Origin of the sequence: Nostoc favosum CHAB5714 (genome assembly GCF_020829495.1) — a bacterium.
GTDB lineage: Bacteria > Cyanobacteriota > Cyanobacteriia > Cyanobacteriales > Nostocaceae > Nostoc > Nostoc favosum.
Genome location: NZ_JAIVFQ010000014.1, coordinates 21,621 through 40,249, shown reverse-complemented (window position 1 = coordinate 40,249; position 18,629 = coordinate 21,621). Strand labels below are relative to the sequence as shown.

Genomic DNA, 18,629 nt, shown 5'->3' with positions numbered 1-18,629 from the left:
GCACATCTTGATTAATACAAGTTACCAATAGGTTTGAGGGGTAGCGCAAATAAGCCAGCATTTCATGCAAGACAGTAAAATTTGTAGGGTACAAGGTAGGAAGTTCATAGTCTGCGGCAGGGCATTTCGTGGACTTTAAACAAAGTTCAGCGCCTCCTAAGCAATAGCTGGATTGGCTGAAAAGCCTACACCGTATGCTTGCATCAGTGTGGGAATATGTCACTAAACTAAATATCTATTAATATCTTCAAGGCTTCCTAACCCGGCGGGGGCATTGAGCAAAGCAGACACAATTGATTGTATAAAAGTTATGGCGCTCATAGTTCAGAAATACGGTGGTACATCTGTCGGTTCAGTCGAACGTATTCAAGCTGTTGCACAACGCGTTTACAAAACCGTTAAAGCAGGAAACTCGCTTGTCGTAGTGGTTTCGGCAATGGGCAAAACCACCGATGGACTCGTCAAACTCGCTAATGAAATTTCTCCAAATCCTAACCGCCGGGAAATGGATATGCTGCTTTCTACTGGGGAACAAGTCACCATCGCCTTACTTAGTATGGCTTTGCAGGAACTCGGACAACCAGCAATTTCCATGACTGGCGCTCAGGTAGGAATTGTTACCGAAGCCGAACACAGCCGCGCTCGGATTTTGCATATTGAAACTACTCGCCTAACTCGCCACATAAATGCAGGTAAAGTAGTTGTAGTAGCAGGCTTTCAAGGCACATCCAGCGCTGGAGAAATGGAAATTACAACTTTGGGGCGTGGTGGTTCTGACACTTCGGCAGTAGCGATCGCAGCCGCATTACAAGCAAATTTTTGTGAAATTTATACAGACGTACCAGGGATTTTAACTACAGACCCCCGCTTAGTTGCCGAAGCCCAGTTGATGGATGACATCACCTGCGATGAAATGTTGGAATTAGCTAGCTTGGGGGCAAAAGTGCTGCATCCCCGCGCTGTGGAAATTGCTCGGAACTATGGTGTTCCCCTAGTAGTTAGGTCTAGCTGGACGGATGCCCCAGGTACCTGGGTAACATCAGCCAAACCCCAAGGGCGATCGCTAATAAATCTAGAAATTGCCCGTCCGGTGGATGCTGTAGAATTTGACACTGACCAAGCAAAGGTGGCTTTGTTGCGCGTACCCGATAAACCAGGCGTAGCAGCACGGTTATTTGGCGAAATTTCTCGGCAAGAAGTAGACGTAGATTTGATTATTCAGTCAGTTCATGAAGGTAATAGTAATGACATTGCCTTTACTGTCACCGCACCAATATTAAAACGGGCAGAAGCAGTAGCAGCAGCGATCGCCCCAGCACTGAGGAGTGAATCTAACCCCAAATCTGACGAAGCCGAGGTAATGGTAGAACATAACATTGCCAAAGTCAGTATCGCAGGCGCAGGAATGATTGGGCGTCCCGGTGTGGCTGCCAAGATGTTCGCCACCTTGGCAGAAGCAGGCGTCAACATCCAGATGATTTCCACCAGCGAAGTGAAAGTAAGTTGCGTAGTCAATGCAACCGAATGCGATCGCGCCGTCAACGCACTCCGCAGCGCCTTTGAGATAGAGGCAGGGGAAGCAAAAAGAGATGAGGGAGATGAGGAAGCAGGGGGAGATGAGGGAGTAGGAAGAGACAAATTAATTCTCTTATCCCCCTCATCTCCCTCATCCCCCTCATCCCCTCATCACCCCCCCGTTCGTGGTGTCGCCCTCGATTTGAACCAAGCGCGTCTTGCTATTCGCCAATTACCAGATCGGCCGGGGATGGCAGCGAAGCTGTTTGGATTATTAGCGCAACATAATATCAGCGTTGATATGATTATCCAATCTCAGCGTTGTCGGGTGATTGATGGTGTTCCCAGACGAGATATTGCCTTTACAGTCTCGCGGATAGACGGAGAAAGTGCAAAAAAAATGCTTACCCAAGTAGCAGCAGAATTAGGATGGGGTGAAGTTGTTTTAGATAGTGCGATCGCTAAGGTAAGTATTGTCGGTGCAGGTATGGTGGGACAACCAGGTGTAGCTGCTAAAATGTTTGGAGCGTTAGCCGAACACCAAATTAATATTCAAATGATTGCCACCTCAGAAATTAAAATTAGCTGTGTTGTGGCACAAGAGCAAGGTGTTAAAGCTTTGCAAGTCATTCATGCTGCTTTTGGACTGGCTGGTAGTGAGAAATTTGTCGTACCAGCGTAAAACCTGGCTCTAATTCCTTCTATGTACAGGAGAGAATAACTATTTTCTCCTTGCATTATTGATACATCGGCTGACAATGCGATTGTTTCGACTAACAATGCGATTGTTTTGGCTGACAATGCGATTGTTTCGGCTGACAATGCGATTGTTTTGACTGACAATGCGATTGTTTTGGCTGACAATGCGATTGTTTTGGCTGACAATGCGATATACTGTCTATTTTTGGGATGCCATTGTTCCATCATGGCTACTATTTCCGAAATCTGGCTTTCCCCACAACAAACTAAATTAAGTTTTTTGAGCGGCTTTTGGGTGATACCACCCTCTTCCTCTGCGATGCGATGATATTCTTTAAAAGAAATAAATCTTTATATCTAAAGTTCAACAGTAATAACACGTAAGCTATAATCAAACAATTTATAATACTATATTTATATTAACTAGTTCCGTGGGTTTAAGTCCCCCGGTTCAATAAAAAAGCAAGTTTTGTGTTGGGGTTAAATCGCCATTACAAAACAAAATTTACGAATTACGTTAGCGCAGCGTTAGCGAGTCATCGAGCGTCATTACGAATTACGAATTATTTAATGAATAGTCATTTACTAAATGGACATTATCGAATACTAAAAATTCTCAATGATGGTGAAAAGGGGAAAACGTATCTAGCTGAAGATGTTAATTTTCCTGGCAGCCAATTTCTAGTAAAGCAGTTACGTCCTGCTAGTAGCAATCCTGAAAATTTAACAATATTACGCCGCTTGGTTGCGAGTCTTGCAGCAACTTTAGAAAAACTAGGACAGAAACACGAGAAAATTCAAAAGCTAATTGCTTATTTTGAAGAGAATGAAGAATTCTATATAGTCCAAGAATTCATCCCCGGTAATCCTTTAACTCACGAAATTATCCAGGGGCAACCTCTGAGGGAAGACCAAGTAATTAGTCTTTTATCAGAGATATTAGAAATTTTGGTGATTGTACATAGCGATGGCGTGATTCATCGGGATATTAAACCAGCAAATATTATTCGCCGTGAATCAGACAAAAAGTTAGTTTTGGTTAACTTTGGCGCTTTTAATGGAGCCATAACTAATACCGTTAACAATCTGGAATATATGCCGATAGAACAAGTTAACGGCAATCTCAAATACAACAGCGATATATATGCTTTAGGTATCGTTGCGATCGCAGCGCTTCTAGGTTTATCTGGAAACGAAATATCTAACTTGCGAACTCAGAAAAATCGGCTGACAGATGAAATCGTTTGGTATAACAAAAAGCTAAAAGTTAACAGAAAATTAGCAATAATTATTAATAAGATGGTGCGTTTTGACTATCGTAAACGCTATCAATATGCTACCGAAGTTTTAGACGACCTGAAAAAGATAACAAATGTTGATCACAATCAGCAAAAACAGCATCAGAAAAAATTATTACTAGTTCTGACGGGGGTAGCTGGCTGTATCATACTTGGCGTTGGAGCATGGCAATTGAGGTCGCCAAAACCTGTAAGTGATGCTCAACAGACATTATACCAAGAGGGGGTCAATAAATATGATGCAGGAAACTATGAAGGTGCAGTTGAAGATTTCAATCAGGCGATTGAATTAGATCCAAAAAATGCTCTGGCTTATAATAAGCGAGGTGATGCTTATTATCGATTAGGAGACTACGAGCAAGCACAAGCAGATTCTAGCCAAGCTATTTTGCTCAACCCTCAAGATGCTAATGCCTATTTTGACCGAGGATTTGCTTTGTCTGAATTAGGCAAGTACAAAGAAGCGATCGCAGACTATACCCAAGCGATTAAGTTAAATTCTCAGGATGCTTATGCTTACTATGGCCGGGGGTTAGCCCGTACTCAACTGAAGGATAATAAAGGCGCAATTGGAGATTTTAACAAAGCGATCGCTCTCAAGCCTCAGTATACCGAAGCTTACTTGCAACGAGGAATTCTTCGCCGTCGCCTCAGACAAAGACTTGAAGCAATCCAAGATTTTGATACAGTAATTAAGATTAATCCTAGTGATGCTAAAGCTTATTATCAAAGGGGTTTAACTCAATCTATTAATAAACAAAAATATGCAGCGCTGAAAGATTACACGGACGCAATTAACATAAATCCCAAATACATAGAAGCCTATCTTAATCGTGGTGATGTTTACAGCGATCTGGGAGATAACCTCGAAGCTACTGAAGATTACAACACTATTTTACAGATTGATCCTAAATTTAGTGCGGCTTACATCCACAGAGGTATTCACCGCTTTTCATTTGGAGATTATAAAGGCGCTATTGAAGATTATACCGAAGCACTAAAACTAAATCCTAATGATGTAGCAGCTTATAACAACCGTGGTAATGCCTATCTCGAACTAGGAAATAAAAAAGCTGCAAATCAAGATTATTCACGAGCGATCGCAATTAATCCTAACAATGCCTTAGCCTACTATAACCGGGGTGTGATTCGCACCAAGCAGAAAAATAAACAGGGAGCGATCGCGGATTTCAAAAAAGCTGCAAAACTATTCCAACAGCAAGGTGAAAAAGATAGTTATCAAGATGCACAGAGGGAAATTGCAATTCTACAAAATAAGTCAGCACCAGCGAAAGCTACCCGCCCTAAATCTGGGAAAAGAGAAAAAAATTGAGCTATGACTCAATACACTAATACCATTTTAAGACTATCCCTTTTATACCATTAGCCTAATACGCCTGAGTTAAGGCTTGATCTTCCCTAACCCTCCTTAAAAAGCAATAAAGTTCAGTTAAGCATTTCTTTTTTCTCTCAGCGCCGCGCCAGTTGCTTCAAGTCGGGGAACCCGCCCAACGCACTGGCTTCTCTGCGCCTAATAAGGTTTGTTAAAAAAAATGACTTTGACAATGAGTTTTAGCCTTAACCCAAGCGTATGCCTTAAAAAGGAGGGAATTAGAGCAAGCTTTTTTAAGAAGGGTTGGGGGGATCTTCCGGGGTAAAATATCATTAATACCAAACGAATTGCAATATGTCTATTCACCGTCATAAACCGTAAGCTTTGACAGTTTATGTGTCCTTGTAGTCAAATAAATTATCGCTCAACATGAGTCATAGTATTTTCTTACGACTCAATTAGGATGGCTATATGCTAACTCTCCTCACTTTTCATCCAGACAACCTGGAATTATTTACCAGCAATCATGTCGATACGGTACTGAAACAAATCGATAGTTCTCACAATATTTGGTTGCGCTGTATTTACTTCCGCGATCGGACTGGAACAGCCAAAATTATTAAGCACTTTGGTCTTAATCCATCTCGTGTTAATATGATTTTCAACCATTCCCCTGTAGGAGTTGATGAAGACGTAGAAGATTGTTTATTTGACAGCTATGAAATCCTAACTCCTCAAATAAAAAATCATGAGTTTGAGGTTGCTCGTGGCAATATTGTGCTAGGAAATAATTTTATTATCACCTTTGAAATCACTGAATTAAAAGTTTTAAGTATTCTAGCGAATAATCTGCAAAAACGAACTAGAGATATTGAAAGCGTAGGAATTAGCTATGTTTTTTATCTCATTTTTAAAGAGGTTTTGAATAATTACCATACTGTATTTGACTATATTTCCAGAAAACTTGATGATTTAGAAGATGAAGTTTTAGATAATTCTGGTGATGAATTAACATACCAAAAAATTGCCACGATGAGGCAATCGACTCGTTCAGGACGCCGTAATTTTCAAAGCATCAAGTCACTTATGGCTATTATGGATCACGAAGATTTCCAATGGATTGCCCAACCAGTGAAGGAACTATTCAATCAAGAATTAGTTCATCACGTTGATAAACTTTGGCAAGAATATCAAGCGTTGAGAGCCTGGATGTCAGAATTAATGGAAATTCAACGCGATAATATTGCTAGCAAAACCGGTGAACGAATTAATCGTTTGACTATCCTCTCGACTATATTTTTACCAATTACTTTTATGTCTGGTTTCTATGGCATGAACTTCAAATATATGCCGGAATTAGAGCAACCTTGGGCTTATCCTGCTGTAATCTGCGTTATGGCATTAATTGTGATTGGTAGTATTGCTTATGCTAAAAAACAACGTTGGTTGTAACGTCTTTCAGGTTACAGACTATTGGTGGAATCGTAAAATTTACCTCTCGTTTGGCATTGCTATATGCTTTCTATAAGTAGACTGAATCAACCCTAAATCGGTAAATAAACGTGAATCTCCCATTGATTATTCGTGCTGAAGAACACAACGATAAAACAGCAATTGCTACAACGGATGGAGCATTTACCTATCGAGATTTGCTGCACACTTCCAGTCAAATAGCAACAGGTCTTCTTAAGAATGCAGAAGATTTACAGGAGCAGCGAGTTGCCTTTCTCATCCCGCCTGGGTTTGAGTATGTAGCTACTCAATGGGGAATTTGGCGTGCTGGTGGTATCGCTGTACCTCTGTGTATTTCCCATCCGCGACCAGAATTGGAGTATGTAATTACCAATTCTGGAGCATCGATTATTATTGCTCATCCTAATTTTGAGGGTATACTGCGATCGCTCGCCCAAGAACACAATTTGAGATTCATCCTCACCTCAGAAACGCTCCCATATAATGTTGGCCGTCTTCCAGAAGTAGATGTCACTAGACGCGCCTTAATTCTCTACACTAGCGGTACAACAGGTAAACCAAAGGGTGTGGTTACAACCCATCTAAATATTCAAGCGCAAGTGACTAGCTTAACTACCGCTTGGGAATGGACATCCGATGATCGCATTTTACATATACTGCCACTACATCATATTCATGGAATTGTTAACGTACTGACTTGTGCTTTATGGGCTGGGGCGGAGTGTCATATATTGAGCAAGTTTGATGCCGAAACCGTTTGGAACCGAATTTGTGACGGTGACTTAACCCTATTTATGGCAGTACCAACAATTTATGTAAAACTAATTGCTGCTTGGGAAACTGCCTCTAAGGAACGCCAAAAAACTATGTCAGAAGGCTGTGCTAAGATGCGCCTGATGGTTTCTGGCTCGGCAGCGTTACCAGTTCAAGTTTTAGAAAAGTGGCAGAGCATTAGCGGGCATTTTCTGCTTGAGCGCTATGGTATGACTGAAATTGGGATGGCGTTATCGAACCCTTTACACGGTGAACGGTTGTCTGGATATGTGGGGAAGCCACTACCTGAAGTTGAAGTGAGATTAGTAGATGAGAACGGGGAGTTAGTTCCAGCCGGAACACCAGGAGAGATTCAAGTTAAAGGGCCTGGAGTGTTTATAGAATATTGGCAAAACCCTCAAGCAACCGCCAAAGCCTTCCAAGATGGCTGGTTTTGTACTGGAGACACCGCCGTAGTTGAGAATGGCAACTACCGCATTTTGGGCCGGATGAGTGTGGATATTATCAAAACGGGAGGGTATAAAGTTTCGGCTCTAGAAATTGAAGAAGTATTGCGATCGCATCCAGATATTCAGGAATGTGCAGTGGTTGGGGTTGCTGATTTAGAGTGGGGTGAACGGGTTTGTGCGGCGTTAGTATTGCAAGGGTCACAACCTTTAACGTTAGAAGCTTTCAGGAGTTGGGCAAAAGAGCGATTGGCAGTTTATAAAGTGCCAACCCAAATTTTGATAGTTGAAGAATTACCGCGCAACGCTATGGGGAAAGTGACTAAGCCAACCGTGGTTGAGTTATTTTGCTGATAGCGATCGTAAATATTATTAGGACTTACGCAAAAACCCTCTCAAACTCTCATTCCTCCGTGACCTCTGCGTCGCGCCAGTTGCTTCTCCCAAGGGGAGACGCTGCGCGAACAAGTCGGGGAACCGCAAGGGCGCACTGGCTTCTCTGTGGTTCGTTTTTCATTAGCTGTGCGTAATATCATGTCCGCATAAATAGTTACGCTAACCACAGTCATTACACCCCACCCCCAACCCCTCCCCGCTTGCGGGGAGGGGAGACAAAGCATAGCTTTGGCGGGGTGGGGTTCTTCGGGTTTAATAAGTAATCAAGCGGACATGATATAAGTCCTAATTATAAATAACAAGAGATGCAATTGATTGCGTCTCTACAAATCGACTAAATGTAATTTATGTTTGCATTATTTTATTAATCTGCTAGTGATAGATAGCGATACCCTCTCTACGAGACGCTACGCGAATGGTAAGCTTTCCTTCGGAAGGCTGCGCGATCGCTAACGCAGGTGCTTCGTCAAATTGGTTGATAGGAGCGGGTTTCATGTCGCGGTAGTCCAGCAGTTGGACTAAGATCAGGTAGGCGATCGCTAAAATGACAGAAATTGCACCTGTAAGAATGGCAATTATTTTCGAGCGGTTCATCAGTAGTTTCTATAATGCAAATTATCGTGCTTATCTCCACATTAATACTTGACATACACCACACACTCACCGATATACATTGCTCCGATGGGCTATCAGTAAAATAGTAATTAGTTGCTGTTCTTCATCCACCTTATAAACAACTCGCCAGACACCAACTCGATAACGAAAAAGACCCGCGAAATCACCTTTGAGCCGCTTAATGTTTGGATGTTCATAAGCATTCTGTTGCAGTTAGTCAAAACAACGGTTTAGTCGTTCCGCTAGTGATGCATCTACTTCTTGATAAAACTTCTGTGCTTTGCGAGTCAGTACAAGTTCATACATGACGACGAATACTGTCAAATGACACCACTTCCCCAGCCTCAGCTTCTTGCATAGCTTCGCGCAAAGCTTGCTCAAAACCAGGGATATTCAAAAGTTCCGCCGTCGCCTCATGTTCTTCTTTTTCTTCTAGAGCAGCCAGAAAATCACTCACTACCCGCAGCCTTTCTGGAGACAGTCGCCGTAAACGCTTCTGTGCTTGTTGAAGAATAGTAATGTCATCTTGCTTTGATTCCATTGTTATCTTTACACTCAATGCTCTTTAAATACTATCTACATAATAAACTCGGCTATAGTTTTTCTGAGCTAGCGGCACTTTAGTACATAAAATATTAACAAGCTGAAAGCGATATTTTAGCCACATTTTTTCAGAGTTAAACTGTCACACTTACTAACATCCCGCCCAGAACTAAAGTTCAGGGCTAATAGCTGAAGTCCACTTAAGTGGACTGAATAATCAATTTAGTCCACTTAAGTGGACTTGGGCTATGAGACTCGGAATTCATTCCGAGGCGGGATAGAAACGCAGTGCGAGATTTATTAATTAATAAAGATATGGCTGCGACAAGACTTGTGTCTACACCGTAGTTACTAAGGCGAGGGGAGTAAGGGGTGGGGTTGGCGGGGTGGGTTTCTGGGGTTTAGCAACTAAGCAACCGGACATGATAACTCCATTAATGAAGCTTTGAACTCCGTTAACGAGTCTTTTATACTCGTGAACGAGTCTTTGAACTCCGTCAACGAGTCTTTTATACTCGTGAATGAGTCTTTGAACTCCGTTAACGAGTCTTTTATACTCGTGAATGAGTCTTTGAACTCCGTTAACGAGTCTTTTATACTCGTGAATGAGCCTTTGAACTCCGTTAACGAGTCTTTTATACTCGTGAACGAGTCTTTGAACTCCATTAATGAGCCTTTTATACTTGTGAACGAGTCTTTGAACTCCATTAATGAAAAATATCTAACCATTCCTGAACTTACAGGGGTAAGCGTGTAGTAAAATTTGCTCACCTCCGTAAAGTGGAACATGGCTTTAGACTTCTCCGGTCAAAATCTCCGAGGACGCAACTTCAAAGGACAAGACCTTGCGGATGCAAACTTTAGCTATGCCGACATCCGTGGGGCAAACTTCACCAACGCCAACCTGACAGGGGCAAACTTCAGCCACGCCAAAGCTGGACTGCAACGACATTGGGCAATTGGTTTAGTTATTGTCTCATTCTTATTGTCGGGACTGTCAGGACTTTTCTGGGCTGTCAATGGTTACTATGTGTCGCTGATATTTCACTTATCCAGTGAAGAGCAGATTAGGGGCTGGGTTGCTCTAATCACATTGATTGTCTTTTTATTCATCACGATTCGCCAAGGAATAATAGCTGGTTTAGGAGCCGTCGCCGTCGCCCTCGCCTTCGCCGTCGCCGGAATCGGAGCCTTCGCCGTCGCCCTCGCCTTCGCCTTCGCCGTCGCCCTCGCCTTCGCCTTCGCCGTCGCCCTCGCCTTCGCCGTCGCCCTCGCCCTCGCCTTCGCCGGAGCCGTCGCCTTCGCCCTCGCCTTCGCCGGAGCCGGAACGTTATTTAGTATCTATATCAGCTGGCGAGCCATGAAAGGAGATCAAAAACACTCCTTAATTCGTAATATTGCGATCGCTTTTGCTGCAACAGGAGGTACAAGTTTTCGTGGCGCTAATTTAACCAATGCTGATTTCACCCAAGCCACACTCAAAAGTACAGATTTACGAAACACTATTCTTATCTGTAGCCGTTGGCATCAAGCCAGAATGCTTGACCGTGTTCGTCCTGGCTCAACTTATCTTCAAAACTCACAAGTACGTCAACTGCTGGTTACAGGACAGGGACAGGATAAGAATTTTTACCGTGAAAACCTGCGGTGTATCAACTTACAAAAAGCTAACCTAGCAGATGCCAGCTTTATTGGTGCTGATCTCAGTGAAGCCAATTTGCAAGATGCCGATTTGTCAAGAGCAAAACTGAAGCAAACGCAACTAGATGCAACCGATTTAACTGGTGCAAATCTCACAGGCGCGTACATCGAAGATTGGGGCATTACAAATACAACTAAATTGCATGGGGTGAGGTGTGAATATATCTTCATGCGCTTACCCACCAAAGAAGACCCCGACCCCCTCCGCAAACCTGATAATAAACAAGAGGTATTTGCAGACGGGGATTTTGCCAACTTTATCAAGCCAATTTTTGACACCCTCGACCTTTATCATAATCAAGGCGTTGACCCTCGCGCTGTTGCGATCGCCTTCAAAAACCTTGCCGAAAACCATCCCGAAGCCGAGTTAGAAATCGTGGCAATGGAGAAACGCGGCGATGATAAAATCTTGCTCAGAGCCAAAACCGCAGCAGGTAGCGATAAATCTCAACTGAGTGCAGAATATTTTGATGACTATAATCAACTTAAAGCTTTATCGCAGAGTCAGCAATTATTGCTGATAGAAAAAGATAGTTATATTAGTGATTTAAAAAATATGATTACAACTGCACTTGGGCAGCCGAAATTTTATACACAAGGAGATACCAACATGTCAGATATCAGTGGCATCAATATTGAAGGTAGCAGTAATGTTAGCGGTATCGCTGGCAATAATTCTATTGCTAATCTAGGAACCATTAGCGGTAACGTGAGTATTGCCCTCAATCAGTTACCTGATGCAACCGATGCCGAGAAACCAGGAATTAAAGAATTATTGTCGCAGTTGCAAGATGCAATCATACAATCCACATATTTGCCAGAAGAAGAGAAAGCTGATGCACTCGAACAGGTGAAGGCTTTAGCAGAAGCGGGTAAAAATCCCCAAGAATCCACCAAACAAAAGACGGCAAAAACGGCAATCACAATGTTGAAAGGGATATTCACAGGCTTACCTGCTGTTGCTTCGCTGGTGGAAGCTGGTAATAAATTATTGCCTGCAATTTCTAAATTATTCGGTTTGGGATAATTTATCGCTTTACCGATAGCATCGTCAACGCCCAATTAGACCTGAAGTTTTAAACTGTGCAAATTCTTCAATTTAAATAAATATAATTAACTTGATCAAGCCTGGGAGTCCGACAAATGAGGTGAAATCGACCTATGAGTGACTTAGTTTTTCTACCCGCTCATCAACTTGCTCAGATGATTTGCGCTCGCCATGTCTCTGCTATCGAAGTGTTTGATGCTTACCTGGCGCAGATTTTTAAGCACAACTCAAAGTTGAATGCAATTTGCACATTAGACGAAGACAATGCTCGTACCAGAGCAAAGCTTGCGGATGAAGCCCTAGCTAGAGGAGAACACTGGGGCGCTCTGCACGGTGTTCCTGTGACGATCAAAGACATTTTTGAAACAGTAGGACTCCGTACCACAGCAGGTTACATTCCTCTCAAAGACTACATTCCTCAACAGGATGCCACCGTTGTTGCAAGGCTACGGGCAGCAGGAGCCGTTATCCTTGGCAAAACGAACATGGCAGAACTGGCTGGTGATTTTCAAAGTACAAATTCTCTGTTTCCACGGGTAAATAATCCCTGGAATCTTGACTACACAGCAGGCGGCAGTTCTGGAGGCAGTGCTGCTGCGGTTGCAGCCGGACTTTCACCATTAGATATAGGCAACGATATTGCGGGTTCCGTGCGCCAACCTGCAACTTTCTGTGGTGTGTATGGTTTAAAGCCAACAGATCGCCGTATTTCCACTGCCGGAAGTATTCCTGAAGTACCGGGAATGCCGCTATGTTTGCGACAAATGTTGACTATTGGCTGTTTTGCGCGATCGCTCGAAGATATTCGCCTTTGTTTTTCACTAATCGCTGGTGCAGATTTGCGTCGCCCAGATGTGCCACCGCTTCCCCTTGATACTCCATCTGGCAAGTCTTTGCAGGATCTTAAAATTGCTTGGATTGATGAATGGGTGGAGGTTCCCGTGGCTGCCCAAATTCGAGCCGCAGTACAGACAGTTGTGCAAAAACTTGCTCAAGCAGGTACTCATGTTGAACGCTGGCTTCCCAAAGACTTTGATTTATCCACAGTGTGGAACCTCTACGGGCGGATGGAAGCATACATCAACAACTACGCCCAACCCAAAGATCGCTATAATGTGAAACGCACTTTAGAGTTACTCTTTCGCACGGCAACTCAAGGCGACAAAAAACTCCGAAAATTGGGGAATTTCAACAGCTTTCTCCCAGAACTTTTGAATCCCAGTCTAAGAGGATATTTCGAGACACTCACCGAGCGCGATCGCTTCATTACTCAAATCGATGAAGCTTTAGAAGGGTGGGATGTATGGCTCACTCCTGTGACAGCAACTCCTGCATTTACCCATCGTCCGGCTTGGAGCGCCATTGATATTGAGGGCAAATCCTATCCTCATCTGGTGGCAAATGGAGCTTACACCATACCATTTAATCTCAGTGGTCATCCTGCGGTGGTAATTCCTATTGGGCAAACTCACAATGACTTACCGATTGGGATGCAAATTGTTGGCAAACGATGGCGCGAGATGGAGTTGTTGGCGATCGCTCAAGAACTTGACAAAGTGGTTGGTGATTTCCGCCATCCATTGGGCTATTGAGGAATGGCAGCAATTAAACTTCACCGTTATAACCCAATACGCTTCAATACTGCGTAGGTTTTGGCAATGCGTTACCCAACAAACCCCACAAAATGTTGGGTTTCGTTCCTCAACTCAACCTACGCATTTTTCTTTTTTAGGCAAAACCTACGCAGTATTGCAATACGCTTGGGTTACCCTGCGGGAAGCCCCTTCGGGTCTACGTTCCTCAACCCAACCTACGCAGTTTATGGTTTTTGACGCTAACCCAAGCGTATTGCGTTATAACCCAATACAGTTCAGTTAAGCAATTTTTCCTTCTCTCTCTTCTCTCTCTTCTCTCTTCTCTCTGTGTCCTCTGCGCCTCTGTGGTTCGTTAAAAAAAAGAGTCCTAGCCTTAACCCAAGCGTATTGCGTTATAACCCAATACGGTTCACTTAAGGCTAAAACTCTTTGTCAAAGTCAATTTTTTTAACGAACCGCAAAGGACGCAAAGGACGCAAAGAGAAGGAAGAAATGCTTAACTGAACTGTATTGCGTTATAACCAACTCACGGTAAGTTGAAAAACTCAAACAACCCAGTCGCCGAAATAGCAAATGAGTTCGCCGAAATAACAAATGAGTTCGCCGAAATAACAAATGCGAGCGCCGAAATAACAAATGCGAGCGCCGAAATACCAAATGCGAGCGCCGAAATACCAAATGCGAGCGCCCCTACCTAATTTCTCACCCCTTCGGTATTTTGGGTGGACACCAAAAGAGGTTTTTACTAGAAACCCCAAGAGATTCCAGAATTCTTCGCATCACCTCTGTGCAGTACATCCAATGTCCCAAATCGTCATACATGCGATCGGGATTAAACTCGACATTGTAGTGCAGCACATTGGGAAGGTCTAAAAACTCATCATCGCTTTGGGGAGAAAGAAGCAAGAGATGAAATGGTTTCGCCTGGCATTGTTTTTGTAGCTTGTTGACTAAATCTATCACACCACCGCGATCGCTAATTCCTGTGCGAACAAAAAGCACTTTATCGCATTGCCGCAGTGCGTACCAAAACCTTTCAGACCGTGCCGTGTACCGAACGCGCATCCGTTCATGGACGGGAGACATATCGCTCGTTGGGTCGTCTGTCTCCTCGACTTCATGGGCAAAGGATAAACCTGACCACTTACTGTGGTAAATTCTGCCTGCATCGGGACTGTAGTGCAGAAAGGCTGGATTCCACATATCATCAAAACCGTTTTCGATCGCATCCGCAACATCTGCAATATTAGTGGTGCGCGTCAAATCAAAGGGAAAGGCGGGGCCATCATACTCCATCTTATATAGCATCATGCGGACGGCACAGCGATCGCCAAGGGAAAGAATTGCCACACGGCTGATATCTGATAATTTGCATTTGTATTGGAACAGCACCGCAGACTTCGGTGATGCTTTCACCCGGCTTTCTAGCCCATCCTTGCCAATCATCATCGTGCGAAAGGGGGCGTCGGGATGAAGCGGATCTTCATAGATACCCGATGGCATAGCTCTAAGTGCGTTGCAAACCTCCGTCCACATTGGCTGGATATTGTACTCGTTGTCTGATTCGTTGATTACCCAGAGGTGGCGTTCGTCCGCTTGCAAAATCCCCAGATGCCCGTCATAGAATAAAACGTTGTTCGGCGAAAAGAGATTGAAGGCAGCGCTATATTCTAGGTCAGCACCAGGGGGAATGTTTATTGTAGTTGCGATCGCGCCATCCTCTACAGCAAAGAAGGGGAGCGTCCCTGGTTGAGTATCTTTCGCAATGTAGATACCCGGTATCAATCCAGCCTTACTTTGCAGTGCAGTTTGTAGTTCCTGCCAATAGGAAGCGATGGTATAGCTGTATTGTGATGGGTTAATGATCCGTAAACGCTTCTCTTCGATACAGACAGAGATATGAAAGCCCCCATTATCAAAGTAGATGGGGAATTCGTTTGGTTGCCGGAAGCGTTGTTTTTCTTTTGCTAATTCGTCTTTGTCGATGTCGAAGAGGTGCTGGTCGATCTGCTGATACATGAGGCTGTGACCAATAGTGTTCGGGTGAGCCGGGTCAAACGATATCCCCGCTTTCCATCGTCCTTGCCCATCATCCACAGTTGCCAACCAATCTAGTACAGTCACGCCCCAACTTAGCATTCGGTTGTGTGTGTCTCGGATCAGCCAGTAATGTTCCTGGGAATAGTCGCCATTGGGATAGACACCGCCCAGAATTGGAATTGCTCCGATGTCGCGCGTCATTTTTACAAGCTGCTGCAAGCCACTTTCAAACCGTCGCTGTACTGCTCGCCGTTCGTGAGGGGGACAGTAGGCTAACCCTTCGTTGCCCAGAGACAGGGCAATGATTACGATATCCGGTTGTTCTGGGGTGACAACTGAGCCAAATCGAGCGATCGTTCTGCTGACATTCGCCCCCACTTCCGACACATTCACGAGTTGATGCCCATATTTTTGCTGCAAAGCCTCTGCCAACAGCCAAACCCAACCTTTCAAAAACCAGGCTTTATGACCTAATGCGACGGAACTGCCAATTACTACAATTTTGAGCCTTTCAGCCCCTTCCTCCACGGGCATTTTGACAGCAGGCTCCTCAAGGTGTCCAAAGGGGTAAGGTTGTAAATAACCGAATGCGCCATCATCCACAATAATTGTGCTGGAATAATCGTTAGGATCAATGGGAATCCAGCGATTTGTATCTAGTAAGCTCTCCCATCGGGCATTACCGTTTGCATCGAGACGTATGTACTTATATTCGACTCTCTGTCCATCGCCCGATAAAGGCTGCTGAATGTCAATTTCATCTGTCCACCATAAAGGATAGCGATCGCCACTTGTACGCAGGCGGACACATTTCATGATGTCCCACAGTCCCAACTCTGGAGTCGAACCGACAAGACCGATGGATTCACCCGTTTGTGTGTATGCACTGATCTGGAATCGATACATAGAGTTTATCCTGGTTTAGTTAGTACAATACCAAACGGTCAGACTGAATCCTTAAACCTGCTTTGACAATATCACATACAACTACTTAAGAGTTCGGTATTAATATTTTTAAGTATATTTGCTGAAGCTCTGATTGATAACACTCAAGGCTACCAGTGGTAAAGCTTTTCAAAAATTAAATCGGGTTTTTATAGAAGATTTAATACTTATCAAATAAAATATATTCCATTAAAAGTATTGAGACAACTAAGAACAAATAAAAATAAGGATAAGATTAAGTTAAATCTGTTCTATCGCTCCCTTTATGTAAAAAAGAGAAAAATTCTTGAATTTATGGAATAAAATCATCTCATAATCGCGTCAAAGTCTTACGTAGTAAATATTTTTAGTTTTTTCAGACTGGAGTAAGAATGTTTGATCTGTAATTAAAATATAAAAATTTAGGTTTCACGATGCTAGTGATAAGATTTCCCGTAGAGCAAATGATTAACCTACCAGGGATGAATGACCTGAATCCTTACGAAGGAATTAATAATAAATTCAAGCTAATTAAAAAATTAGGCTATGGCTTTCACAACTTTGAAAATTTTAAATTACAAAGTTTATTAGCTTGAAATTTTGGTATTAATTATCCATAAAGGGAACAATAAAGTCACTATATTCACATAAATATTACAAATAATTACAAATGAAGTTTGTGCTTACAGAGATGAAATTCTATGTAGTATCATTGATTTGAGTATATATGTATCTTTACTTAACCGTAGGAGAAATTATGTCTGAAAACAAACCAGAAGAACTGAATTCACAAGCAGTACCCTTCTTTGCCAGATTTTTAGAAGGGCAAAGCTTTGAAGACCTATCTGATAAAGAATCAGAAACGATTAGCGGTGGAAGTTGTGGTGTAACCAAGAAGGAGAAAGATGAATTAGTCCAAACTCTGAAGTTTCCATCCGATCAAGAAGATGGAGTAACGAAAAAGGCTCCCTCTGATAGTGATGAATACGCTGTTACTCAGAAGTACCCTTCAGACGGCGATGATCATGTGGTGGCAATAGAATAACTGCATACTTTTGAGTACACCAAAGATGCAGTTTTGAACAATATTCTTAGAATAAAAAGACTGTTAGCTTTGCCAACTCCATTTAGGGGTTGGCTTCCCATTAAAACTAAGTTCATTTTTTTAATAGTTGATAATACAAGAATCTAATAAAGATATTTTATGCACATTGACCGTGATGTGGTTTTATTAATCACCCATAGTGGTGATTACTTTACAATCGATAAAGTTGTAGAAGCTGTATCAAAACGAGGCGCACAGCCATTTCGCCTTGATACTGATAAGTTTCCGATGAGAGTACAAATCGAGGCGAATTTCAGTAACTCTGGGAGCAATCATAAACTGGAATATGGCACTTGCTGCCTAAACACCGAGCAAGTTCAAGCAGTATGGATGCGACGGATCTGGCAACCTGATTTAGGTAAAGAATTAGCTCCACAATTCCAAGCAGCCTGTTCTAGTGAATCACTCGCAGTCTTAGATGGCTTTTGGGACAGTCTGAGGGGAGCTACCTGGGTGGATGATTTACAACGGATCAGTGCATCTGAAAATAAGCTACGCCAACTGAGAATTGCATCGGAAGTTGGTCTTGTCATACCTCGGACTATCGTCACCAACAATCCTCAACAAGCACGAGAGTTTTTTGGGGAAGTTAAAGGAAAAATGGTTGCCAAGCTACTCAGACCTCTTTCTTATGGGATGCAAGCCTCCTCTTTTTTCATGTATACCAGCGCCGTTAAAGAAGAAGACTTACTTGATGCTGAAACACTGCGCTATTGTCCAGTTGTGTTTCAAGAACAAATCCCCAAACAGCTAGAACTACGCGCAGTGTATGTGAATGGTAATCTCTTTGTCGGCGCACTGGATGCCTCTGAGTATGCAGCATCCACCCAAGATTGGCGACATGGAACAAAAGAGGCTCTTACCTGGCAACCATATCAATTACCTGATAAACTAATCCGTTGCCTGGATGCTTTTATGGCAAGGTTTGGACTGATTTTTGGAGCATTTGACTTCATCAAAACGCCATCAGGGGAATACGTTTTTTTAGAAATTAATCCTACAGGAGAGTGGGGGATGCTGGAAAGAGATTTGGAATACCCGATCGCAGATGCGATCGCAGATGCACTACTTTCAACAAGCCCTAAGCAAAATGCTCTTACTTAAAAATTCACAACCAACTGACA

The 18,629-nt window shown here is 43.1% G+C and carries 14 protein-coding genes and 1 pseudogene; 10 read left to right on the top strand and 5 right to left on the bottom strand.

All coding sequences use genetic code 11. The features are described from left to right. Positions 1-310: 310 nt before the first annotated feature. The gene (locus tag LC586_RS12240; RefSeq protein WP_229484813.1) at positions 311-2,197 is read left to right on the top strand and encodes an aspartate kinase; all 1,887 of its coding nucleotides are present in this window, start codon (positions 311-313) and stop codon (positions 2,195-2,197) included. Here the strand turns inward: LC586_RS12240 and LC586_RS12235 are convergent. Then, a complete protein-coding gene (locus tag LC586_RS12235; RefSeq protein ID WP_229484812.1) occupies positions 2,146-2,442 on the bottom strand; it encodes a hypothetical protein in 297 nt (98 codons plus the stop codon). The two genes, LC586_RS12240 and LC586_RS12235, sit on opposite strands and share 52 nt — an antisense overlap. 342 nt (positions 2,443-2,784) lie before the next feature. Here LC586_RS12235 and LC586_RS12230 point away from each other — a divergent pair, with 342 nt between their 5' ends. The 3 genes from LC586_RS12230 to LC586_RS12220 all read left to right on the top strand — a co-directional run bounded on the left by LC586_RS12230 (position 2,785) and on the right by LC586_RS12220 (position 7,892). Further along, the gene (locus LC586_RS12230) at positions 2,785-4,845 is read left to right on the top strand and encodes a serine/threonine-protein kinase (protein ID WP_229484810.1); all 2,061 of its coding nucleotides are present in this window, start codon (positions 2,785-2,787) and stop codon (positions 4,843-4,845) included. Positions 4,846-5,316: 471 nt separating this feature from the next. Continuing rightward, complete coding sequence (locus LC586_RS12225; RefSeq protein ID WP_229484809.1) at positions 5,317-6,297, top strand: magnesium transporter CorA family protein; 981 nt, start codon at positions 5,317-5,319, stop codon at positions 6,295-6,297. Between the two features lie 110 nt (positions 6,298-6,407). Continuing rightward, on the top strand, positions 6,408-7,892 hold the full coding sequence (locus LC586_RS12220; protein ID WP_229484808.1) for an acyl-CoA synthetase: 1,485 nt from the start codon (positions 6,408-6,410) through the stop codon (positions 7,890-7,892). 414 nt (positions 7,893-8,306) lie between these two features. Here LC586_RS12220 and LC586_RS12215 read toward each other — a convergent pair whose 3' ends face one another. The 3 genes from LC586_RS12215 to LC586_RS12210 form a co-directional block, all read right to left on the bottom strand. After that, positions 8,307-8,528 carry a hypothetical protein gene (locus tag LC586_RS12215; protein ID WP_229484806.1) on the bottom strand — a complete coding sequence of 74 codons (222 nt, stop codon included), beginning with the start codon at positions 8,526-8,528 and terminating at the stop codon, positions 8,307-8,309. Between the two features lie 66 nt (positions 8,529-8,594). Continuing rightward, positions 8,595-8,762: a type II toxin-antitoxin system RelE family toxin gene (locus LC586_RS41865; protein ID WP_369010522.1), complete on the bottom strand. Its 168-nt coding sequence runs from the start codon at positions 8,760-8,762 to the stop codon at positions 8,595-8,597. A gap of 85 nt (positions 8,763-8,847) precedes the next feature. Next, positions 8,848-9,090, bottom strand: a complete 243-nt coding sequence (locus LC586_RS12210) for a hypothetical protein (RefSeq protein ID WP_229484804.1) — start codon at positions 9,088-9,090, stop codon at positions 8,848-8,850. Between the two features lie 447 nt (positions 9,091-9,537). Between LC586_RS12210 and LC586_RS12205 the strand changes: the two genes are divergently transcribed. From LC586_RS12205 to LC586_RS12195, 3 genes are all read left to right on the top strand, one after another. Beyond that, complete coding sequence (locus LC586_RS12205) at positions 9,538-9,849, top strand: hypothetical protein (RefSeq protein ID WP_229484802.1); 312 nt, start codon at positions 9,538-9,540, stop codon at positions 9,847-9,849. A 30-nt stretch (positions 9,850-9,879) separates the two neighbouring features. Beyond that, positions 9,880-11,820 carry a pentapeptide repeat-containing protein gene (locus LC586_RS12200; RefSeq protein WP_229484801.1) on the top strand — a complete coding sequence of 647 codons (1,941 nt, stop codon included), beginning with the start codon at positions 9,880-9,882 and terminating at the stop codon, positions 11,818-11,820. Between the two features lie 134 nt (positions 11,821-11,954). Beyond that, the gene (locus LC586_RS12195) at positions 11,955-13,433 is read left to right on the top strand and encodes an amidase (protein WP_229484800.1); all 1,479 of its coding nucleotides are present in this window, start codon (positions 11,955-11,957) and stop codon (positions 13,431-13,433) included. A 705-nt stretch (positions 13,434-14,138) separates the two neighbouring features. Here LC586_RS12195 and LC586_RS12190 read toward each other — a convergent pair. Next, on the bottom strand, positions 14,139-16,382 hold the full coding sequence (locus LC586_RS12190) for a DUF1796 family putative cysteine peptidase (protein WP_229484799.1): 2,244 nt from the start codon (positions 16,380-16,382) through the stop codon (positions 14,139-14,141). Positions 16,383-16,900: 518 nt separating this feature from the next. On the opposite strand from LC586_RS12190, the pseudogene LC586_RS12185 reads away from it, so the two are divergent. From LC586_RS12185 to LC586_RS12175, 3 genes and pseudogenes are all read left to right on the top strand, one after another. After that, positions 16,901-16,996, top strand: a pseudogene (locus tag LC586_RS12185) (transposase); the annotation flags it as partial. A 161-nt stretch (positions 16,997-17,157) separates the two neighbouring features. After that, positions 17,158-17,445, top strand: coding sequence for a microviridin/marinostatin family tricyclic proteinase inhibitor (locus LC586_RS12180; RefSeq protein ID WP_229484798.1), 288 nt, complete (start codon positions 17,158-17,160; stop codon positions 17,443-17,445). 159 nt (positions 17,446-17,604) lie between these two features. Beyond that, positions 17,605-18,609 (top strand): MvdC family ATP-grasp ribosomal peptide maturase, encoded by a 1,005-nt coding sequence (locus LC586_RS12175; protein WP_229484797.1) that lies wholly within the window; start codon positions 17,605-17,607, stop codon positions 18,607-18,609. The last annotated feature ends 20 nt before the right edge of the window (positions 18,610-18,629 follow it).